Raw genomic sequence first — 20,841 nt, 5'->3', positions numbered from 1 at the left:
GCACGGATCGCGCCCGCCCGAAGGACTACTGCGTGGGAGGTGGCGCTTCGTGCCGCCTCCCCGGCGCCAACGCGGCACGAAGAGACACCTCGCGAACGGCTGTCACGGCGGCATCCCGATCCTGAGACCTCAGTTGAGGTTGCCCGCAGAGCAGGTGTCCTGCCCGACATTCGTTCCGGAGACCTCGGGCGGCAGCGTCGCCCGATCGTCCGGCGCTGCCGTGTCCTCTGGGGCTGCGGTGCCGTCCGGAGCGGGCTCCTCCGGCGCGGGCTCGGTGGGTGTCACTTGCTCCACGCCCCCGTTGGGGCTCGCCCCGCCGGTCAGCTCCAGCGATTGATTGGCGGCGAGAGCGTCCCACAATGCAGCGGCGGAGTCGTAGTCCGGTACGACCTTGTCGGGGTCGTTCGGATCGGTGAAGCTCGGATACTGCACGAACATGAAGTCGTCGAACGGCACGTCCTTGACCGCGAGAGCGAGCTGCCCGAGTCTCAGCGGATTCGAGAGGGACTCGCTCGGCACGATGTTCTCCGCCACTGTGCTCGCCAGGCGCAGCACCTTGGACGGGTCGCTGAGCACCTCATCGCTGAGGATCTTCCTCGCCAGGCGCGACATGTACTGCTGCTGGTTCGAGATGCGCGCGAGATCGCTTCCGTCACCGACCCCGTGCCGCGTGCGCAGGAACTGCAGGGCCTCGAGTCCTTTCACGTTTCGGATACCCGCCGGCCAGTCGATGCCGGTCTGAGTGTCGCTGATCCCCGGCTCGGCGATGCACACCTCGACGCCGCCGATCGCATCGGTCATCTGGATCACGCCGTCGAAGCTGAGTTTGGCGGCGAAGCCGATCTTCACCTCGGTGAGCTGGGTGATGGTCTGCGCGACGCACGACAGCCCGGCGCGCTCGTACACGGTGTTGAGGGACTGCGTTCCCTGCGCCTCCGCCACGGTGCCGTCCTCGCGTGTGCACTCTGGCACGTCGACCATCAGGTCGCGGGGGAACGAGACGACCGTCACCCGGCGCGGGTTCTCGGAAACGTGCACGAGCAGATTGGCGTCGTTCAGGATGCCGCCATCGGCCTCCTCGCAGCGCGCGCCGAGCCACTGGTCCGAGATCGGCCCGCACTCGTCGGTGCCGAGCACGAGCACATCGAATGGGCCGGGAAACTCGCCGAGGGCGGGTGGCGCGATCTCGGGGGCTCCCTCGAGGCCGACGGCATCCGCCGTCGCGCGTGTGGCGAGGTCGATCGTGATGAACGCGCCGACGCCGACCGCCGCGACCAGCACGGCGCCCAGCGCGGCGCCCAGCAGCTTCAGTCCGGTCGATGTCCGGCTGGGTGAAGGCAGCGTCGCATGGCGAGCGACCGTCGAGCGGTGGAGTGCATCAGGCACCTTCTTCATCCGTGGTCCTCCGATCCTGCCTGACGCTAACACGGGGCCGTTACGCAGCTGATACCGGATCGCAACATGGATGCGTTTGGATTCCAGGAGCGTGCTGGGTAACGTCGATGCATCACGTGTATCGCGGCATCGACGCCTCGGCACGCGCAATGAAGCGCCCCAACAGGGAAGGTACACAGCATGCACCACACATCCATGCGTCGGCGAGGGCTGATCGCCGTCACCGGCACCGCGATCGCAGCGATGCTGCTCGCGGGTTGCGTCGCCAGCGACCGCGGCGACGACTCAGGAGCCGCACAGGGCGACGTCGACAGCACGTTCGTCTTCGCGGCATCGTCCGACCCGGCCGGCCTCGACCCTGCCTTCGCGCAGGACGGCGAGACGTTCCGCATCTCTCGCCAGATCTTCGAGGGTCTCGTCGGCACCGAGCCGGGTACGGCGGACCCCGCCCCGCTGCTCGCCGAGTCCTGGGAGCCATCCGAGGACAACCTGTCGTACACCTTCGCGCTGAAGGAGGACGTCACGTTCCAGGACGGTACTCCGTTCAACGCCGAGGCCGTCTGCGTCAACTTCGACCGCTGGTACAACTGGACCGGCCTCGCAGCATCCGAGGCGTTCGGCTACTACTACAACAAGCTGTTCAAGGGCTACGCATCCAACGCCGCCGACGCGGTGTACAAGTCGTGCACGCCAGAGGGCGATTACAGCGTCACTGTCGAGCTGAACAAGCCGTTCGCCGGGTTCATCCCGGCACTCTCGCTGCCGGCGTTCGCCATGCAGAGCCCCGCGGCCATGCAGGAGTTCGCGGCAGATGAGGTCGGCGGCTCGGCCGAGGCGCCTGCGCTCTCCGAGTACGCCATGGGCAACCCGGTCGGCACCGGACCGTTCCAGTTCGAGGAGTGGGCACCCGGTGAGCAGGTCACGCTGAAGTCCTACCCCGACTACTGGGGCGACAAGGGGCAGATCGAGGAGATCATCTTCCGTACGATCGATGACCCGACCGCTCGTCGTCAGTCCCTCGAGGCCGGCGACATCGACGGCTACGACTTGGTCGGCCCCGCCGATACGGCAGCACTCGAAGAAGACGGCTTCACGATGGTCCCGCGTCCTCCGTTCACGATCCTGTACCTGGCGTTCAACCAGCAGGTCCCTGCGCTTCAGGACCCGAAGGTGCGCGAGGCGCTGTCGTACGCGATCGACAAGGATGCGCTGATCAGCCAGGTGCTCCCGGAGGGCACGCAGAAGGCGACGCAGTTCATCCCCGAGGTCGTCAACGGCTACAACGACGACGTCACCACCTACGAGTACGACGTCGACAAGGCGAAGGCGCTGCTGGCCGAGGCCGGCTACGACGAGTCCAACCCGCTGAAGCTGGACTTCAACTACCCGGTCAACGTCTCGCGTCCGTACATGCCCGACCCCGAGCAGATCTTCACCGTGCTCTCGTCGCAGCTCGCTGAGGCGGGCGTGGAGACCACACCGGTCGCCGAGGAGTGGGTCGAATACCTCGACCGCACCACCGGCACCGCGGACCACGGCATCCACCTGCTCGGCTGGACGGGCGACTACAACGACACCGACAACTTCGTCGGAGTCTTCTTCGGCGCGCAGAGCTCGGAGTGGGGCTTCGACAACCCCGAGCTGTTCGCGGCGTTGGACGAGGCGCGCGGTGTCGCCGATCTCGATGAGCAGACTCCGCTGTACGAGGACATCAACGAGATGGTCGCCGAGTTCATCCCCGGCGTCCCGCTCGCGCACCCCGCTCCCACGCTGGCATTCGACTCACGGGTCGAGAGCTACCCCGCCAGCCCGGTGAACGACGAGGTCTTCACGGACATCGTCCTCACCAAGTAAGGGTTCACGCGGCGTCACCTGTTCCGGTCCCTGAGCCTGTCGAAGGGACCGGAACAGGGCGACGCCGCACCTGAAAAGCTGGGAGTACTTCTTGCTGCGCACCATCGGCAGGCGACTGCTGTTCCTCATCCCCACCCTCTTCGGCCTGAGCATCCTGCTCTTCGCCTGGGTCAGGGCCCTACCCGGCGGGCCGGCCGTGGCGCTTCTCGGAGAGAAGGCCACCCCCGACGCGATCGAACGGGTCAACAAGCTCTACGGATTCGACAGGCCCCTCATCGAGCAGTACTTCGTCTGGATCGGACGACTGCTGCAGGGCGACTTCGGCACATCCATCCAGACCAACCGCCCGGTGCTGGAGGAGTTCTTCCGGCGCTTCCCCGCGACGATCGAACTGTCGATCGCAGCGCTGATCATCGCGATCGGCATCGGCGTCCCGCTCGGCTACTGGGCCGCGAGGCGGCACGGCAGGTTCAGCGATCATGCCGCCGTCATTCTGAGCCTGGTCGGCATCACGATCCCGGTGTTCTTCCTCGCGTTCATCCTCAAATACATCTTCGCGGTGCAGCTGGGCTGGCTTCCGGCCGACGGCAGGCAGAATCCGAGGATCGACGCCACCCACCCGACCGGGTTCTACGTGTGGGACGGCATCATCACGGGCGAGTTCGACGCGTCGTGGGATGCGATCCTGCACCTGATCCTCCCCGCGCTCGCGCTCGGCACGATCCCGCTCGCGATCATCGTGCGCATCACGAGGGCCAGCGTCCTCGAAGTGCAGAACGCCGACTACGTGCGCACCGGTCGGGCGAAGGGCGTCGCCAATTCGACGCTGCGAGGGCGGTTCATCCTGCGCAACGCCCTGCTCCCCGTCGTCACCACGATCGGTCTGCAGACCGGTCTGCTGATCTCCGGAGCGGTGCTGACAGAGACCGTGTTCGCCTATCCGGGTATCGGATCGTTCCTCGCCAGGGCGATCTTCACGCGTGACTTCCCCGTGCTGCAGGGCTTCATCATCTTCATCGCGATCGCGTACGCGCTGATCAACCTCGCGGTGGATGTCTCCTACAGCCTGATCGACCCGAGAGTGAGGGTCCAATGAGCATTCCCCTTCCCCCCGCGCAGGGTGGCGAGATCATCGACACGGTCTCGCTCGCCCAGACCGATCTGAAGGATGCCGGCGGCGGCTTCTGGCAGGACGTCTTCCGGCGCCTGCGCCACAGCCCGACAGCCTGGATCGGCGCCGTGATCGTGCTGCTGTTCCTGCTCGTCGCGGCGCTCGCCCCGATCCTCGCGCCGTATCCCGAGACCGCGCTGCCCGGCGCGAAGTTCATCACACCGACGAACATTCCCGGCCCCGGTGAACTCGCGGAGTTCCCGCTCGGACTCGACCGCTTCGGCGGCGACGTGCTGTCCAAGCTCATCTGGGGTGCACAGGCCTCTCTCATGGTCGGTGTCATCTCGACCGCGATGGGCCTGGTCGGCGGCATGATCCTCGGACTCGTCGCCGGCACGTTCGGCGGCTGGGTCGACACGGTCATCATGCGCATCGTCGACATCATCCTGTCGGTGCCGAACCTGCTGCTCGCAGTCTCGATCGCGGCGATCCTCGGCCAGACCCCGTACGCGGTGATGATCGCGATCGGTGCGTCGCAGGTGCCGATCTTCGCGCGCCTGCTTCGCGCGTCGATGCTGCAGCAGCGCTCGAGCGACTACGTGCTCTCGGCGCAGACGCTCGGACTCGGACGAGGGCGCATCACGATGTCGCACGTGCTGCCGAACGCGATCGGCCCTGTCATCGTTCAGGGCACTCTGACGCTCGCGACGGCCGTGATCGACGCGGCAGCGCTCTCGTTCCTCGGCCTCGGCGGCGGACGCCCCGAGACCGCCGAGTGGGGGCGGATGCTGACCTACGCGCAGAGCGAGCTCGCGATCGCGCCATGGCTGGCGTTCTTCCCCGGCATCTGCATCGCGGTCACCGCTCTCGGCTTCACGCTGTTCGGTGAAGCGCTGAGAGAGTCGATGGACCCGAGGACGAGGGCGCGCTGAGATGGCCGATATCACCAAGGAACCGAAGATGAGCACTCCGCTGCTGTCGGTCGAAGGCCTGGCCGTCGACTTCAACACCACCGACGGCGTCGTGCACGCCGTCGAGGGCGTCGACCTCGAGATCTCCGAGGGCGAGACCGTCGCGATCGTGGGGGAGTCCGGGTCGGGCAAGTCGACGACCGCGATGGCGATCATCGGCCTCCTCGCCGGTGGCGGACGCATCGCCTCCGGCAGCATCCGTCTCGACGGTCGGGAGATCTCGAAGGCTCCGGAGCACGAGATGCGCACGATCCGCGGACGCCACATCGGGCTCGTGCCGCAGGACCCGATGTCTAACCTCAATCCGGTCGCGAAGATCGGCACGCAGGTCGCCGAGACGCTGCTCGCGCACGGCCTCGCCAACCGGCAGAACGTCTCCGCGAAGGTCGTCGAGGCGCTCGAGGCCGCAGGTCTGCCCGACGCGGCGAAGCGCGCCAAGCAGTATCCGCACGAGTTCTCCGGCGGCATGCGACAGCGCGCGCTGATCGCGATCGGTCTCGCCTGCAAGCCGCGCCTGCTGATCGCGGACGAGCCGACCAGCGCGCTGGACGTCACCGTGCAGCAGACGATCCTCGATCAGATCGGTGCGATGACGCGTGAGCTCGGCACGGCCGTGCTGTTGATCACGCACGATCTGGGGCTTGCCGCAGAGCGTGCGGAGCGCGTGATCGTGATGCACCGCGGCAAGGTCGTCGAACAGGGCGATGCGAAGCAGATCCTCGAGGACCCGCAGCATCCGTACACGAAGTCGCTCGTCGCGGCCGCGCCGTCTGTCGCCGTCGCGCGCCTGCGGCCAGAGACGTTCGTGAAGTCGGACGGAGAGGCTTCGACTCCCTTCGGTCGCTCACCCCGTTTCGTCTCCGACGGCTCCGCCGCCTCCGCTCAACGACCCGTGTGGGGCGACTCCTCTGAACGCCCCGTGGGGGGCGACTCCGCTGAACGCCCCGTGGGGAGCGCCTCCGCTCAACGCCCCGTGGGGGGCGACTCCGCTGAACGACCCGTGGGGGGCGACTCCGCTGAACGACCCGTGGGGGGCGCCTCCGCTGAACGCCCCGTGGGGAGCGACTCCGCTGACGGGTCGTTGAGCGAGCGAAGCGAGACGAAACGCGTTGAGCAAGCGGAGCGCGTCGAAACGACCCCCTCGTCCGCAGCATCCGAGACCGCAGCATCCGAGACCTCAGCATCCGCCACAGCATCCGACAACATCGTCGAGTTCGAGAACCTCACGAAGGTGTATCCGGTGCGGGGCCGAGGCGAGGATTTCGTCGCGGTGAAGGATGTGTCGCTCGTGATCCCGCGCGGCGAGACCGTCGCGATCGTGGGGGAGTCCGGCTCCGGCAAGACCACGACGGCACGGATGCTGCTGAAGCTGATCGAGCCGACCAGCGGACTGATCAGGTTCGAGGGCAAGGACGTGTCCACGCTCAGCCGCGCGGAGACGCGCGACTTCCGTCAGCGGGTGCAGCCGATCTTCCAGGATCCGTATTCGAGCCTGAACCCGATGTTCACGATCGAACGCCTGATCGCCGAGCCGCTGGAGTTCTACCGGCGGGGGAGCACCTCCGATCGCCGCAAGCGCGTGCGGCAGCTGCTCGATGACGTCGCGCTGCCGCAGTCGATGCTCAGGCGGTATCCGTCCGAGCTGTCCGGCGGTCAGCGTCAGCGCGTCGCGATCGCAAGGGCCCTGGCGCTCTCGCCCGATCTGATCGTGTGCGACGAGCCGGTATCGGCGCTCGACGTTCTGGTGCAGGATCAGATCCTCCGACTGCTCGGTGATCTGCAGCGCGAGTACGGGCTCAGCTACCTGTTCATCTCGCACGACCTCGCGGTCGTGCGCCTGATCAGCGACTACGTCTGCGTGATGAAGGACGGCGCTCTCGTGGAGGCTGCGACGAGCGAGGAGATCTTCACGAACCCGCGCGACCCGTACACCCGTCGCCTTCTGGCCTCGATCCCGGGCAACGAACTGGGCATCGCCTGACCCGCGCTGCCCCCGCGGACGAGCGCGGGGCTGTCGATCCGGATGCTTTTACCGCAGCATCCGGAATTGGTCAAGGATTCAGCTTGCCATGTCGTGAAATCGGACGTATAGTTGTTCTTTGCGCCTCGGTTCTCCCTGCCCTCATATGGTGGTCGGCAGATGTTGAGCAATTGAGTGCGCACTCCACCTGACGACAAAGGAATCGAGAAGCCCTGCGGGGCTCACGGAGGTTATTCCCTTGGCTGCTGCTCGCAACGCATCCACATCCACCACCAACAAGAACGGACGCGGAGCTTCCCGTCTTTCGTTCGCCAAGATCTCCGACACGCTGACGGTCCCTGACCTTCTCGCGCTGCAGACGGAGTCCTTCGACTGGCTCGTCGGCAACGACGCCTGGAAGGCTCGTGTCGCAGAAGGCAAGAAGGCCGGTCGCAAGGATCTCAACGAGTTCAGCGGTCTGGAGGAGATCTTCGAGGAGATCTCTCCGATCGAAGACCTCAGCGAGACGATGCAGCTGAGCTTCACGAACCCGTACCTCGAGCCTGAGAAGTACTCGATCGACGAGTGCAAGGAGCGTGGCAAGACCTACGCGGCTCCGCTCTACGTCGAGGCCGAGTTCATGAACCACCAGACCGGTGAGATCAAGACTCAGACCGTCTTCATGGGTGACTTCCCGCTGCAGACCAGCCGCGGAACCTTCATCATCAACGGGACCGAGCGTGTCGTCGTGTCCCAGCTGGTGCGCTCGCCGGGTGTCTACTTCGACAAGAGCCCCGACAAGACCTCCGACAAGGACATCGTCTCCGCTCGCGTCATCCCGAGCCGTGGTGCATGGCTCGAGTTCGAGATCGACAAGCGCGACCAGGTCGGCGTGCGCATCGACCGCAAGCGCAAGCAGTCCGTCACGGTCTTCCTCAAGGCGCTGGGCATGACCAGCGAGGAGATCCTCGTCGAGTTCGCCGGCTACCCCTCCATCGAGGAGACCCTGGCGAAGGACACGATCCTCACCAAGGAAGACGCGCTGCGCGACATCTACCGCAAGCTCCGTCCGGGCGAGCAGGTCGCCGCCGAGGCCGCCCGCGCGCTGCTGGACAACTTCTACTTCAACGCGAAGCGCTACGACCTCGCGAAGGTCGGTCGCTACAAGATCAACCAGAAGCTGGGCCTGAACCAGCCCCTGGACTCCTCGGTGCTGACCGTCGAGGACATCGTCGCGACCATCAAGTACCTCGTGCGTCTGCACCGTGGCGATGAGACCTTCGAGGGTCTCCGCGGCGGCAAGAAGGCCGAGATCCGCATGTCGACCGATGACATCGACAACTTCGGCAACCGTCGCATCCGCGCCGTCGGCGAGCTCATCCAGAACCAGGTCCGCACGGGTCTTTCCCGTATGGAGCGCGTCGTCCGCGAGCGCATGACCACGCAGGACATCGAGGCGATCACTCCGCAGACCCTGATCAACGTGCGCCCCGTCGTCGCCGCGATCAAGGAGTTCTTCGGAACGTCGCAGCTGTCGCAGTTCATGGACCAGAACAACCCGCTCGCGGGTCTGACCCACAAGCGCCGCCTCTCGGCGCTGGGCCCCGGCGGTCTGTCCCGTGACCGCGCAGGTGTCGAGGTCCGTGACGTTCACCCGTCGCACTACGGCCGCATGTGCCCGATCGAGACTCCTGAAGGCCCGAACATCGGTCTGATCGGCTCGCTCGCCACGTTCGCGCGCATCAACTCCTTCGGTTTCATCGAGACCCCGTACCGTCGCGTCGTCGACGGCCAGGTCACCGATGACATCGACTACCTGACCGCCTCCGAGGAGAACGACTTCATCGTCGCTCAGGCCAACGCGCCGCTCAAGGCCGACGGTCACTTCCGCGAAGAGCGCGTCCTGGCCCGCCGCCCCGGCGGCGAGGTCGACCTGTTCGCGCCGACGGAGATCGGCTACATGGACGTGTCGCCGCGCCAGATGGTGTCGGTCGCGACCTCGCTCGTGCCGTTCCTCGAGCACGATGACGCCCAGCGCGCGCTCATGGGCGCCAACATGCAGCGCCAGGCTGTGCCGCTGCTGCGCAGCGACTCGCCGCTGGTCGGAACCGGTATGGAGGGCTACGCGGCCATCGACGCCGGCGACGTCATCGGCGCCGAGAAGGCCGGTGTGGTCATCGAGGTGTCCGCAGACCGCGTCGTGCTCCAGCTCGATGAGGGCGGCACCAAGGAGTACTACCTCCGCAAGTTCGACCGCTCGAACCAGGGAACCTCCTACAACCAGAAGGTTCTCGTCTCGGCCGGCGAGCGTGTCGAGGTCAACGAGGTCATCGCCGATGGCCCGGCCACCCAGAACGGTGAGCTCGCGCTCGGCAAGAACCTGCTGGTCGCGTTCATGACATGGGAGGGCTACAACTTCGAGGATGCGATCATCCTCAGCCAGGACCTCGTGAAGGACGACACCCTCTCCTCGATTCACATCGAGGAGTACGAGGTCGACTCCCGCGACACGAAGCTCGGCAAGGAGGAGATCACCCGTGACCTCCCCAACGTCAGCCCTGAGCTGCTGAAGGATCTCGACGAGCGCGGCATCATCCGCATCGGCGCCGAGGTCCGCCCCGGCGACATCCTCGTCGGCAAGGTCACGCCGAAGGGCGAGACCGAGTTGTCGGCCGAGGAGCGTCTGCTCCGCGCGATCTTCAACGAGAAGAGCCGCGAAGTCCGTGACACCTCGCTGAAGGTGCCGCACGGTGAGCAGGGCACGATCATCGCGGTCAAGGAGTTCAACGCCGAAGACGGTGACGACGAGCTCGGCTCCGGCGTCAACCGCCGCGTCGTGGTCTACATCGCCCAGAAGCGAAAGATCACCGAGGGCGACAAGCTCGCCGGCCGCCACGGCAACAAGGGTGTCATCGCCAAGATCCTGCCGATCGAGGACATGCCGTTCCTTCCGGACGGCACCCCGGTCGACATCGTCCTGAACCCGCTCGGAATCCCCGGTCGAATGAACTTCGGCCAGGTCCTGGAGACCCACCTCGGGTGGATCGCCAAGCAGGGCTGGAAGGTCGAGGGCAAGCCGGAGTGGGCTGCGAACCTGCCGAAGGACGCGTTCGAGGCTGCCCCTGGCACCAAGGTCGCGACCCCGGTGTTCGACGGTGCGGAAGAGCAGGAGATCGCAGGTCTCCTCGACTCGACGCTGCCGACGCGCGACGGCGACCGCCTGATCGACTCGACCGGAAAGACGCAGCTGTTCGACGGCCGCTCCGGCGAGCCGTTCCCGGCGCCGATCTCGGTGGGCTACATGTACATCCTGAAGCTGCACCACCTGGTCGACGACAAGATCCACGCGCGTTCGACGGGTCCGTACTCGATGATCACCCAGCAGCCGCTCGGTGGTAAGGCGCAGTTCGGTGGACAGCGCTTCGGTGAGATGGAGGTGTGGGCGCTTGAGGCTTATGGCGCCGCGTACGCCCTCCAGGAGCTCCTCACGATCAAGTCCGACGACATCCTCGGCCGTGTCAAGGTCTACGAGGCGATCGTCAAGGGCGAGAACATCCAGGAGCCTGGCATCCCCGAATCGTTCAAGGTGCTCATGAAGGAGATGCAGTCGCTCTGCCTGAACGTCGAGGTCCTCTCGGCGGACGGCACGACGGTCAACCTCCGCGACACCGATGACGAGGCATTCCGCGCAGCGGAAGAGCTCGGTATCAACATCTCCAGCCGATTCGAGTCCGCCTCGATCGACGAGATCTGACGCGCACCCTTCGACAAGCTCAGGGACCGGGTCCCTAAATATTTATTGAGACACAGGAGAACTAGTGCTCGAGTCAAACACCTTCGATGAGCTTCGCATCGGCCTGGCCACCGCTGACGACATCCGCGGTTGGTCATACGGTGAGGTCAAGAAGCCCGAAACCATCAACTACCGCACGCTCAAGCCCGAGAAGGACGGCCTCTTCGGAGAGCAGATCTTCGGACCGTCCCGCGACTGGGAGTGCGCCTGCGGTAAGTACAAGCGCGTCCGCTTCAAGGGCATCGTGTGCGAGCGCTGCGGCGTGGAGGTCACCAAGAGCTCCGTCCGTCGCGAGCGCATGGGCCACATCGAGCTCGCCGCGCCCGTCACCCACATCTGGTACTTCAAGGGCGTTCCGTCGCGCCTCGGATACCTGCTGGACATGGCTCCGAAGGACCTCGAGAAGGTCATCTACTTCGCTGCCTACATGGTCATCTCAGTCGATGAGGATGCTCGTCACCGCGACCTGGCCACGCAGGAGAACAACATCCGCCTCGAGCTGAAGACGCTCGGGGACCGCCGCGACTCGAAGATCGCGGAGCGCCTCTCGCGTCTGGAAGAGGACCTCGCAGCCCTTGAGGCTGAGGGCGCCAAGGCCGACGCGAAGAAGAAGGTCAAGGACGCCGCCGAGAAGGAGATGACTCTCCTCCGCAAGGGCCACGACGAGCAGATCGCCAAGCTCGAGCGCGTGTGGGAAGACTTCCGTACGCTTCAGGTCGGCGCGCTTCGCCCAGAGGACGACGTGTTCCACGAGCTGCAGGACCGGTTCGGTCAGTACTTCGAGGCCCACATGGGTGCGGAGTCGATCCAGCGTCGCCTGGCAGCGTTCGACCTGAAGACCGAGGCAGAGAACCTGCGCCTGCAGATCTCCGAGGGCAAGGGCCAGCGCAAGATCCGTGCGATCAAGCGCCTGAAGGTCGTCAGCTCGTTCCTGGAGACCGGCATGAGCCCGGCATCCATGGTTCTCGACGTCGTTCCGGTCATCCCGCCGGAGCTGCGCCCGATGGTGCAGCTCGACGGTGGCCGCTTCGCCACGTCCGACCTCAACGACCTCTACCGTCGTGTGATCAACCGCAACAACCGTCTTCGCCGTCTGATCGACCTCGGTGCCCCCGAGATCATCGTCAACAACGAGAAGCGCATGCTGCAGGAGGCCGTCGACGCGCTGTTCGACAACGGTCGCCGTGGTCGCCCCGTCACCGGTACCGGCAACCGCGCCCTCAAGTCCCTCAGCGACATGCTGAAGGGCAAGCAGGGTCGTTTCCGCCAGAACCTGCTCGGCAAGCGCGTCGACTACTCGGGCCGTTCGGTCATCGTGGTCGGTCCGCAGCTGCAGTTGCACCAGTGCGGTCTTCCCAAGACGATGGCGATCGAGCTGTTCAAGCCGTTCGTGATCAAGCGTCTGATCGACCTCGGTCACTCGCAGAACATCAAGGCCGCGAAGCGCTCCGTCGAGCGCATGCGTCCCGAGGTGTGGGACGTGCTCGAGGAGATCATCCGCGAGCGCCCGGTGCTGCTGAACCGTGCGCCCACGCTTCACCGTCTGGGAATCCAGGCCTTCGAGCCTCAGCTCGTCGAGGGCAAGGCCATCCAGCTTCACCCGCTGGTGTGTGCCGCGTTCAACGCCGACTTCGATGGTGACCAGATGGCTGTGCACCTGCCGCTGTCGGTCGAGGCTCAGGCCGAGGCCCGCGTGCTGATGCTCGCGTCGAACAACATCCTGAAGCCGTCCGACGGCCGTCCGGTCACCCTGCCTTCGCAGGACATGATCATCGGCCTGCACCACCTCACGGTGGTCAAGGCCGGCGCGAAGGGCGAGGGCCGTGCATTCGGCTCTGTATCCGAGGCGATCCTCGCCAAGGACGAGGGCACCCTCGACCTGCAGGCGAAGGTCCGCATCCGCATCCCGGGTCTGACGTTCCTCGAGGGCGAAGCGCCTGAGGGCTACGAGCGTCACCACCTCGTCGACGCATCGCTCGGACAGGCGATCTTCAACGCCACGCTCCCGAAGGGCTACCCCTTCGTGCGTGAGCCTGCCGACAAGGGCAAGCTGTCGCAGATCGTCAACAAGCTGGCCGAGGAGTACCCGAAGGTCGAGACGGCGGCGACGCTGGACCGCATCAAGGATGCCGGCTTCTATTGGGCCACGCGCTCCGGTGTGACGGTGGCGCTGAGCGACGTGCTCACGCCTCCGAACAAGAAGGAGATCGTCGCCAAGCACGAGAAGCTGGCCGCGAAGGTCCAGTCCCAGTACGAGAAGGGTCTCACCACCGACGCCGAGCGTCGTCAGGAGCTCATCAAGATCTGGACCGAGGCGACAGACGAGGTTCAGGTCGCGATGCGCGAGAACTTCCCTGAGGACAACACCATCAACCGCATGGTGTCCTCCGGTGCTCGTGGTAACTGGCTGCAGATCCGCAACATCGCGGGTATGCGTGGTCTGGTGAACAACCCCAAGGGTGAGATCATCCCGCGTCCGATCATCTCCTCCTACCGTGAGGGTCTGTCGGTGGCGGAGTACTTCATCGCGACGCACGGTACCCGTAAGGGTCTGGCTGACACCGCTCTGCGTACCGCCGACTCGGGTTACCTGACCCGTCGTCTGGTGGATGTCTCGCAGGACGTCATCATCCGCGAAGAGGACTGCGGCACGTCGAAGGGCCTCGAGCTCCCGATCGCCGCTCCGAACTCGCAGGGTGACCTCGTGCGCGATGCGAACGTCGAGAACTCGGTGTTCGCTCGTACGCTGGCCGCTGACGTGGTCGACAGCAAGGGCGAGATCCTCGCCTCTGCCGGAGACGACGTCGGAGACGTTCTGATCGACAAGCTCGTCGAGCTCGGTGTCGACACCATCAAGGTGCGCTCCGTGCTGACCTGCGACTCGGCTGTCGGCGTCTGCGCGCAGTGCTACGGCCGTTCGCTGGCGACGGGTAAGACCGTCGACATCGGCGAGGCCGTCGGCATCATCGCGGCGCAGTCGATCGGCGAGCCCGGTACCCAGCTGACGATGCGTACGTTCCACACCGGTGGATCGGCATCGGCGGACGACATCACCCAGGGTCTGCCCCGTGTGCAGGAGCTCTTCGAGGCTCGTACGCCGAAGGGTGCATCGCCGATCGCCGAGGCCGATGGCCGCATCACGATCGACGAGACCGACAAGGCCAAGAAGGTCATCCTCACGCCCGACAACGGCGATGAGGAGGTCATCTACCCGGTGCTGAAGCGCGCGACCCTTCTCGTCGAGGACGGTCAGCACGTCACGGTCGGTCAGCCGATCCTGGTGGGAACGCTCGACCCCAAGGAGGTCATGCGTGTCATGGGCGCCCGCGAGGTGCAGCGTTACCTCGTCGGCGGCGTGCAGGGCGTGTACCGCTCGCAGGGTGTGCCGATCCACGACAAGCACATCGAGGTCATCGTCCGTCAGATGCTCCGCAAGGTCACGGTCGTCGATCACGCCGACACGAACCTGCTGCCGGGTGAGATGGTCGACCTCAAGCGCTACCAGGCGATCAACCGCGAGACGGTTGCCGAGGGCAAGCGTCCGGCCTCCGGCCGTTCGGAGCTGATGGGTATCACGAAGGCGTCGCTTGCGACCGAGTCGTGGCTGTCGGCTGCGTCGTTCCAGGAGACGACCCGCGTGCTCACCGAGGCTGCCATGCAGGGCAAGCGCGACCCGCTGGTCGGTCTCAAGGAGAACGTCATCATCGGTAAGCTCATCCCCGCCGGCACCGGCCTCGCGAAGTACCGCGATGTCACTGTCGAGGCGACTGAGGAAGCCAAGAGCGAGCGCTACCCGAACCGGATCTTCGCATCCGACGGCGCGTACGCCGAGGGCGACTTCGGTTACGTCGACTTCGACGCGTTCTCGACGGATGACGTGACGCCCGGTACCTACAACTGAGTGTTCTAGCCCACTGAAGAAAGCCCCAGGGTTCGCCCTGGGGCTTTCTTCGTACCTGAGCGGGTGGTGGCCGGAGCCCGTGCGGGAGGTGGCGCTTGGTGCCGCGTGGGACCGTTTTTGGCGGCACTTCGCGACACCTCGCGCGGCGGTGCGTCGTGCACCTGGCGAGGAGGTGGCGCGTTGTGCCGTCTCCACAGGTCGCAGGCGGCCACTCGCGCCACCTCCCGCCCAGTCGCGCCCACTCGCGCCCAGTCGCGCCCACTCGCGCAGCAACGAGCCGCCGCGGGATACGCGAGAATGGCAGGATGCAGCAGAGCACCCCCAGCGCCGTCGTCATCGGCGATGCGTTGATCGACGAGATCCATGACAGCGGAGGAGTGCGCGAACTGGTCGGTGGCGCGGCGTTGAACGTCGCCGTCGGACTCCGCCGGCTCGGCGTGCCCACGACGCTCATCGCGATGGTCGGTGATGACGAGGCCGGTGCCCACATCCGCGAGTACCTTGCCGATCACGACGTGAGCCTGATCTCCAGTGACGCTCCGCTCGGGTCGTCGCGCGCGGTCGTGCAGCGCGATGCCGGCGGCGAGCCGACGTACGTCTTCAACGAGGCGGCTCAGGGGCGCAGCATCCGTTACGGAGACGAGGCGCGCGCGGTGCTCGCCGACGCCGATCTCGCGGTGATCAGCTGCTTCCCGTTCGACGTGCCCGCCGAGGTGGATGCTGTCGCCGATGCCCTGGCGGGCGTCAGGGTGGCGATCGACCCGAATCCGCGCGCCGGCATGCTCAGCGACCGCGGTGAGTTCGTGCGCGGGTTCGAGCGCCTTGCCGCGGATGCCGCGATCGTGAAGGTCGGAGCCGACGACGCCGCGCTGCTGTACGACGGCGATCTCGATGCGCTGCGCGCGCGGCTGCGCGCGCTGGGAGCCGATGCCGTGCTGGCGACGGCGGGCAAGGACGGTGCGATCCTCGAGGCGGATGCCGGCATCCTCACCGCTCCGATCGCCAGCCTTCCCGGACCAGTGATCGACACGGTCGGGGCGGGGGATGCGACGCTCTCCGCCGTGGCGGAGGGACTCGTCGGTGCCCGTCCGGAGGCGGTAGAGGAATGGCAGAAGCTGCTCGATCGAGCGATGGATGTCGCCGCCGCAACCTGCCGCGCGGAGGGTGGGCTGCTGCGCACACCGGAGTCGCTCGAGGACGGCGAACGCGGGGTCCGCGGCAGCTGAACTGCCGATTTCTTGCACCCGCTTCTGGCGGGTATGCTTGATACTCGCGCCCCCGATTGGCTGTACAAGCTGGACGGGTGTGCACTTGGCGAGTTACCCAAGCGGCCAAAGGGATCTGACTGTAAATCAGACTGCATCGCATTCGGGGGTTCGAATCCCTCACTCGCCACACCACATAGATGAAGGCCTCCGCGCAGCGGGGGCCTTCAGCCGTTCATCGAGCAGAGCGGGGTTCGGGGGGCTCCGACTGCATCTCGAGTCCTTCAGACGGGCCGCGGCCCAGCCACCGAGTCGCGCACGATCAAAGGCATCGCCACGCGCTCGTGTGCAGGCTCGTTCTCGCCGAGGAGCATCCTGATGCCACGCTGACCCATCTCCTCGTACGGCAGGCGGGCCGTGGTCAATCCGGGGCGGTGGAATCCGGCCAGCTCCTCATCGTCGAAGGAGATCACCGAAACGTCCGCTGGGATTCGGATGCCGCGCTCGCCGAGCGCCTGGTAGACGCCGAACGCGACGCCGTCGTTGGCGGCGATGACCGCCGTCAGATCAGGGTGGGCATCGAGGATGCGATTGGCGCCGTCGTAGCCGGCGGTCGGATCCCAAGCGTCGACCTCGACACGCTCCGGTGCGACCCCGGCGGCATCGAACGCCGCCATCATGCCTTCGAACCGTGAGGGGATCGTCGCCGATTCCCTGAGATCGTCCATCACCCGTGGAAGGTCGCCGACTATTCCGATCCGCCGGTGACCGGCCGCGACCAGATGCTCGGCGACCGTATGCCCTGCGTGCCATTCATCAGGCAGGATGCTGGGGTGATCGAGTGCGGTCGTGCCGTTGACGACGACCAGGGGCATACCGCGGGGGATCGAGGGCACGTCGATCAGACGGGCCACCATCAGGCCGATGAGCAGGCCGTCGACACGGCGGTCGAGCATCGCGTCCACCGCGTGCTCGAGCTCGCCCGGCTCCCCCCGGGTCTCGGCGATGAGGACCGTCCGGCCGCGCGCTTTCGCCTCGTCAAGGATGCCGAGGATCATCGGGGAGGCGAACCTGGTGAGCGTAACCTTGTCGGAGATGAATCCGATCGACTTGCTGCGTCCGAGCCGCAGGCTCTGCGCAGCCGGGTCGGGGCGATAGCCGAGTTCTTCGGCGGCCGCGCGCACGCGCTTCACGGCATCTTCGGACAGGCGAGTACCCGGTCGGTCGTTGAGGATCATGCTCACGGCGGACTTCGACATGCCCGCGGCTTCGGCGACATCGGCGAGTGTCACCCGTCGTGTGCTGCGCTCGGCCATCGGCATCCTTCCGGGATTCTTTTGCTGAATCATTTCAGCTTATTCTTGCAACTCGGTTCTCCAGATGCTAGTTTCTGTTTGCTGAATCAATTCAGCACCCCGGGATCGCTACACGCAACCGGGTCGAGCAATGAAGCGGAGGACGACATCGTGGTTGAACTCAGTCGACGGGCGATGATCGCTCTTCTCGGTCTCGGAGCGGTCGGCACCGCGATCTCGTGGCCGCGGCTCACTGGCGGTGACATCCCGGGGCGCGGCAGCGACGCCCTCACCGTCGCCCTGTTCGGCACGGCACAGGATGCCGCGGCCCGCCAGGGACTCGTCGACGGATTCCAGAAGCTGCACCCCGACATCCCGGTGCGCATCGTGGCGATCCAGGGGCAGGACTGGAGCAACTTCTTCGCCAAGATCCTGACCATGGTGGCCGCGGGCAACCCGCCGGACGTCGTGATGGTCGCCACCGAGGGAACGCAGCTCTTCGCCTCGCGCATGGCGCACCCGCTCGACGAGTACGTGCAGCGCGATGCGGCGGAGATGAAGGACTACTTCGACGACGTGCATCCCTCGCTCGTCGAGGCGTTCATGTACAAGGGGAGCCTCTACCAGCTGCCGGACAACTTCAACGCGCCGAACGTGTTCTACAACACCACGGCTCTCGAGCGCGCCGGCCTCGAGCGTCCGCGCGACGACTGGACGGTGGACGACTTCCTGAACGTCGCACGCACGATGAAGAAGTCGGCGGACGGGAACTTCCTGCCCTACTTCTGGAACAACAGGCTCTGGGGCGGAGTCGTGCCGTGGCTCTACAACAACGACACCAGCTTCCTCACCGAGGAGAAGGCCGCCGGAGGCGACTGGCTCTGGAAGAGCTTTTACCCCGACGAGAAGCCCCGCGGCGGCGGCTTCCTCTGGGAGAACGCGGATGCGCTGAACGAGCGCACCATCGAGAGCTTCCAGGTGATCCAGGAGATGGTCTCCGAGGGCCTCGCGGCCAACCCCGCGCAGGGCGGCGGCAACGAGCTCGTCGCGCTGTTCTCGACCGGATCCGTCGGCATGACGGCCGCCGGCGGCTACTGGGTGCAGGGGCTGAACGAAGCGGGGTTCGCGAACGACGACTACGACGTCACCTACTTCCCGAAGATGCGCAGCCAGCGCCATCAGTTCGGCACTGCAGGCTACGCGATCATGTCCACATCGCAGCGCAAGGACGAGGCCTGGGAGTGGCTGAAGTACACGACTTCGGTCGAAGGAATGCGCATCGCGCATGCGAAGCCGGATTCGTCTGTGGCGCGTCGGTCGCTGAACGACGAGCTCTACGGAGCCGGCATCGGGCCCGCGCATTGGAACGTGTTCTACGACACTCTCGACAAGTTCCCGACCACCGCTCCGATGCCCGCGCCTCCGCAGCAGGCGGCCGTGGAATCGGCCCTGATCAAGAACGTGGTCGGCACGATCACGAACGGGCCGAACGGCGTGAGGCGGGGTCTCGAGACCATGCAGCGCGACCTCGAAGTCGCATTGAGGAGCCGATGATGTCCGCACTGACGGCAATCGACGAGAGCACTCGCGCCCTGATCGTACCCAAGGGCACGCGGCGCACTCCCGACAAGCGCAAGGGGAGCCGCCTGCTGATCTGGGTGTTCCTCGCCCCGACGCTGATCGGCCTCGGCCTGTTCAGTTTCGTGCCGATCATCGGATCGTTCCTGCTGGCATTCTTCCGCTGGGACATCATCACCGCTCCGGAGTTCATCGGTTTCGGCAACTTCGTCGATCTCGCCGCGAACCCCACGGTGCGGGTGTCGTTCCTGAACACCATCGGCTTCGTCATCGTCGCCGTGACGCTGCAGATCGCGGTGGCGCTCCTGCTGGCGGTGCTGGTGCAGTCGAAGATGCCGAACTGGCTTCGCACCTTCTTCCGCTCGGCACTGTTCTTCCCGCTCATCCTGTCGGCAGCATCCGTCTCGCTCGTGATGGCGTACTTGTTCAATCAGGAGTTCGGGCTGATCAACGAGATCCTGGGGTGGGTCGGCATCGGCAAGATCGGCTGGCTGACGACGGGGTTCGGCGCGAAGATCGTCGTGTTGCTGGTGTATGTCTGGCAGAACTTCGGCTTCACGTTCCTGCTGTTCCTCGGCGGCGTCTCCGCGATTCCGAAAGAGGTCTACGAGGCGTCATCACTTGACGGGGCCACGGGCTGGAAGCAGTTCCGCCAGATCACGATCCCGTTGGTGAGCCCGACCATGCTCGTCGCGAGCGTGATGGCGATCATCGGCGCGCTGCAGATCTTCGACCAGCCGTACGTCCTCACCAGGGGCGGGCCGGGCGACGAGACCCGCACCGCGGTGATGGTGATCTACGAATCCGCTTTCCAACAACTCGATTTCGGACTCGCCTCGGCGATCGGGATCGTGCTCACGGTGTTGATCATGCTGGTCACCGCCGCCCAATTCCAGCTCAGCAAGCGCTACGTCTTCTACGGGTGAGGCCGAACATGTCCATCGAAGCAGTTGCAACCCGCTCGCCGATGCGTCGCGCGGGCTCCATCGGCAAGTTCGTGCTCCTCGGGCTCGCCGCTTTCTTCACACTCGCACCGGTGGTGTGGACGCTCGTCACGGCGTTGAGCGTGACGGATGCCGACACCGGTGTGACTCAGCCGGGCTTCGGCGCCTTCGCCGATGTGTTCAGCCAGATCCCGGTCTGGCTCTACACCTGGAACAGCGCGCTGGTGACTCTCATCATCGCCGTCTGCCAGATGCTCACGGCAGCGATGGCGGGATACGTCTTCGCTCGGTTCGAGTTCCGCAGCAAGAAGGTACTGTTCGGACTGATCCTCGCGACCATGATGGTTCCGATGCAGGTCACGATCGTGCCGGTCTTCATGCTGGTGCGCGGCATGGGCCTGGCCGACACCCTGCTGGCGCTGATCGTGCCGATGATCCCTACGGCGTTCGGCACCTTCCTGATGCGGCAGTACTTCATGGGGCTGCCTGCCGAGCTCGCCGAAGCGGCCGAGATCGACGGTGCGGGACCTTGGCGGGTGTTCTTCGCGGTCTACCTGCCGCTTGCGACGCCGGGGCTGGCGATCGTCGGCATCCTCGCGTTCAACTATCACTGGAACGAGTTCTTCCGGCCGCTGATCATGACGATCAGTGAGCAGAACTTCACCCTTCCGCTCGGGCTCGTGACGCTGCAGGGAAACCTCGGCTCAGGAAGCATCTCGACCGTGCTCGCCGGCGTCGTGCTGTCGATGATCCCTGCGCTGCTCGTGTTCATCTTCGGCCAGAAGCCGCTGCGTGAGGGTCTGACCGCCGGAGCCGGAAAGTGACGACCATCGC

At 65.7% G+C, this 20,841-nt stretch carries 12 protein-coding genes and 1 tRNA gene; 11 read left to right on the top strand and 2 right to left on the bottom strand.

The features are described 5' to 3' along the window. Nucleotides 1-129: 129 nt before the first annotated feature. Nucleotides 130-1,395 (bottom strand): LCP family protein, encoded by a 1,266-nt coding sequence (locus tag JF52_RS0103760; protein WP_033105095.1) that lies wholly within the window; start codon nt 1,393-1,395, stop codon nt 130-132. A gap of 180 nt (nt 1,396-1,575) precedes the next feature. On the opposite strand from JF52_RS0103760, the gene JF52_RS0103755 reads away from it, so the two are divergent. The 8 genes from JF52_RS0103755 (at nt 1,576) to JF52_RS0103720 (ending at nt 16,380) form a co-directional block, all read left to right on the top strand. Beyond that, entirely contained in the window at nt 1,576-3,249 is a 1,674-nt protein-coding gene (locus tag JF52_RS0103755; RefSeq protein ID WP_033105094.1) for an ABC transporter substrate-binding protein, read from the top strand. A 91-nt stretch (nt 3,250-3,340) separates the two neighbouring features. Then, a complete protein-coding gene (locus tag JF52_RS0103750) occupies nt 3,341-4,345 on the top strand; it encodes an ABC transporter permease (RefSeq protein ID WP_033105093.1) in 1,005 nt (334 codons plus the stop codon). Then, nucleotides 4,342-5,292, top strand: a complete 951-nt coding sequence (locus tag JF52_RS0103745; RefSeq protein ID WP_033105092.1) for an ABC transporter permease — start codon at nt 4,342-4,344, stop codon at nt 5,290-5,292. The genes JF52_RS0103750 and JF52_RS0103745 overlap by 4 nt, the downstream gene beginning before the upstream one ends. A gap of 28 nt (nt 5,293-5,320) precedes the next feature. Beyond that, a complete protein-coding gene (locus JF52_RS17705; protein ID WP_235272319.1) occupies nt 5,321-7,312 on the top strand; it encodes a dipeptide ABC transporter ATP-binding protein in 1,992 nt (663 codons plus the stop codon). A gap of 238 nt (nt 7,313-7,550) precedes the next feature. Beyond that, nucleotides 7,551-11,045 (top strand): DNA-directed RNA polymerase subunit beta, encoded by a 3,495-nt coding sequence (gene rpoB, locus JF52_RS0103735; RefSeq protein ID WP_033105091.1) that lies wholly within the window; start codon nt 7,551-7,553, stop codon nt 11,043-11,045. Between the two features lie 64 nt (nt 11,046-11,109). After that, a complete protein-coding gene (rpoC, locus tag JF52_RS0103730; RefSeq protein WP_033105090.1) occupies nt 11,110-14,985 on the top strand; it encodes a DNA-directed RNA polymerase subunit beta' in 3,876 nt (1,291 codons plus the stop codon). A gap of 305 nt (nt 14,986-15,290) precedes the next feature. After that, complete coding sequence (locus tag JF52_RS0103725) at nt 15,291-16,211, top strand: PfkB family carbohydrate kinase (RefSeq protein ID WP_033105089.1); 921 nt, start codon at nt 15,291-15,293, stop codon at nt 16,209-16,211. An 87-nt stretch (nt 16,212-16,298) separates the two neighbouring features. Further along, nucleotides 16,299-16,380, top strand: a tRNA-Tyr gene (locus JF52_RS0103720). 94 nt (nt 16,381-16,474) lie between these two features. Here the strand turns inward: JF52_RS0103720 and JF52_RS0103715 are convergent. Beyond that, nucleotides 16,475-17,506 (bottom strand): LacI family DNA-binding transcriptional regulator, encoded by a 1,032-nt coding sequence (locus tag JF52_RS0103715; RefSeq protein WP_033105088.1) that lies wholly within the window; start codon nt 17,504-17,506, stop codon nt 16,475-16,477. Between the two features lie 150 nt (nt 17,507-17,656). Here JF52_RS0103715 and JF52_RS0103710 point away from each other — a divergent pair, with 150 nt between their 5' ends. Genes JF52_RS0103710 through JF52_RS0103700 form a run of 3 tightly spaced genes read left to right on the top strand, consistent with a single transcriptional unit; the run spans nt 17,657 to nt 20,831 of the window. Then, a complete protein-coding gene (locus JF52_RS0103710) occupies nt 17,657-19,039 on the top strand; it encodes an ABC transporter substrate-binding protein (RefSeq protein WP_033105087.1) in 1,383 nt (460 codons plus the stop codon). Further along, entirely contained in the window at nt 19,039-19,989 is a 951-nt protein-coding gene (locus tag JF52_RS0103705; protein WP_084595761.1) for a carbohydrate ABC transporter permease, read from the top strand. Before JF52_RS0103710 ends, JF52_RS0103705 begins: the two co-directional genes overlap by 1 nt. Nucleotides 19,990-19,997: 8 nt before the next feature. Next, on the top strand, nt 19,998-20,831 hold the full coding sequence (locus tag JF52_RS0103700; RefSeq protein ID WP_052166735.1) for a carbohydrate ABC transporter permease: 834 nt from the start codon (nt 19,998-20,000) through the stop codon (nt 20,829-20,831). Nucleotides 20,832-20,841: the final 10 nt, after the last annotated feature.

This window comes from Microbacterium profundi (genome assembly GCF_000763375.1).
Taxonomy (GTDB): domain Bacteria; phylum Actinomycetota; class Actinomycetes; order Actinomycetales; family Microbacteriaceae; genus Microbacterium; species Microbacterium profundi.
The sequence above is the reverse complement of the archived record's forward strand: the minus strand, read 5'-3'. Positions and strand labels throughout refer to the sequence as shown.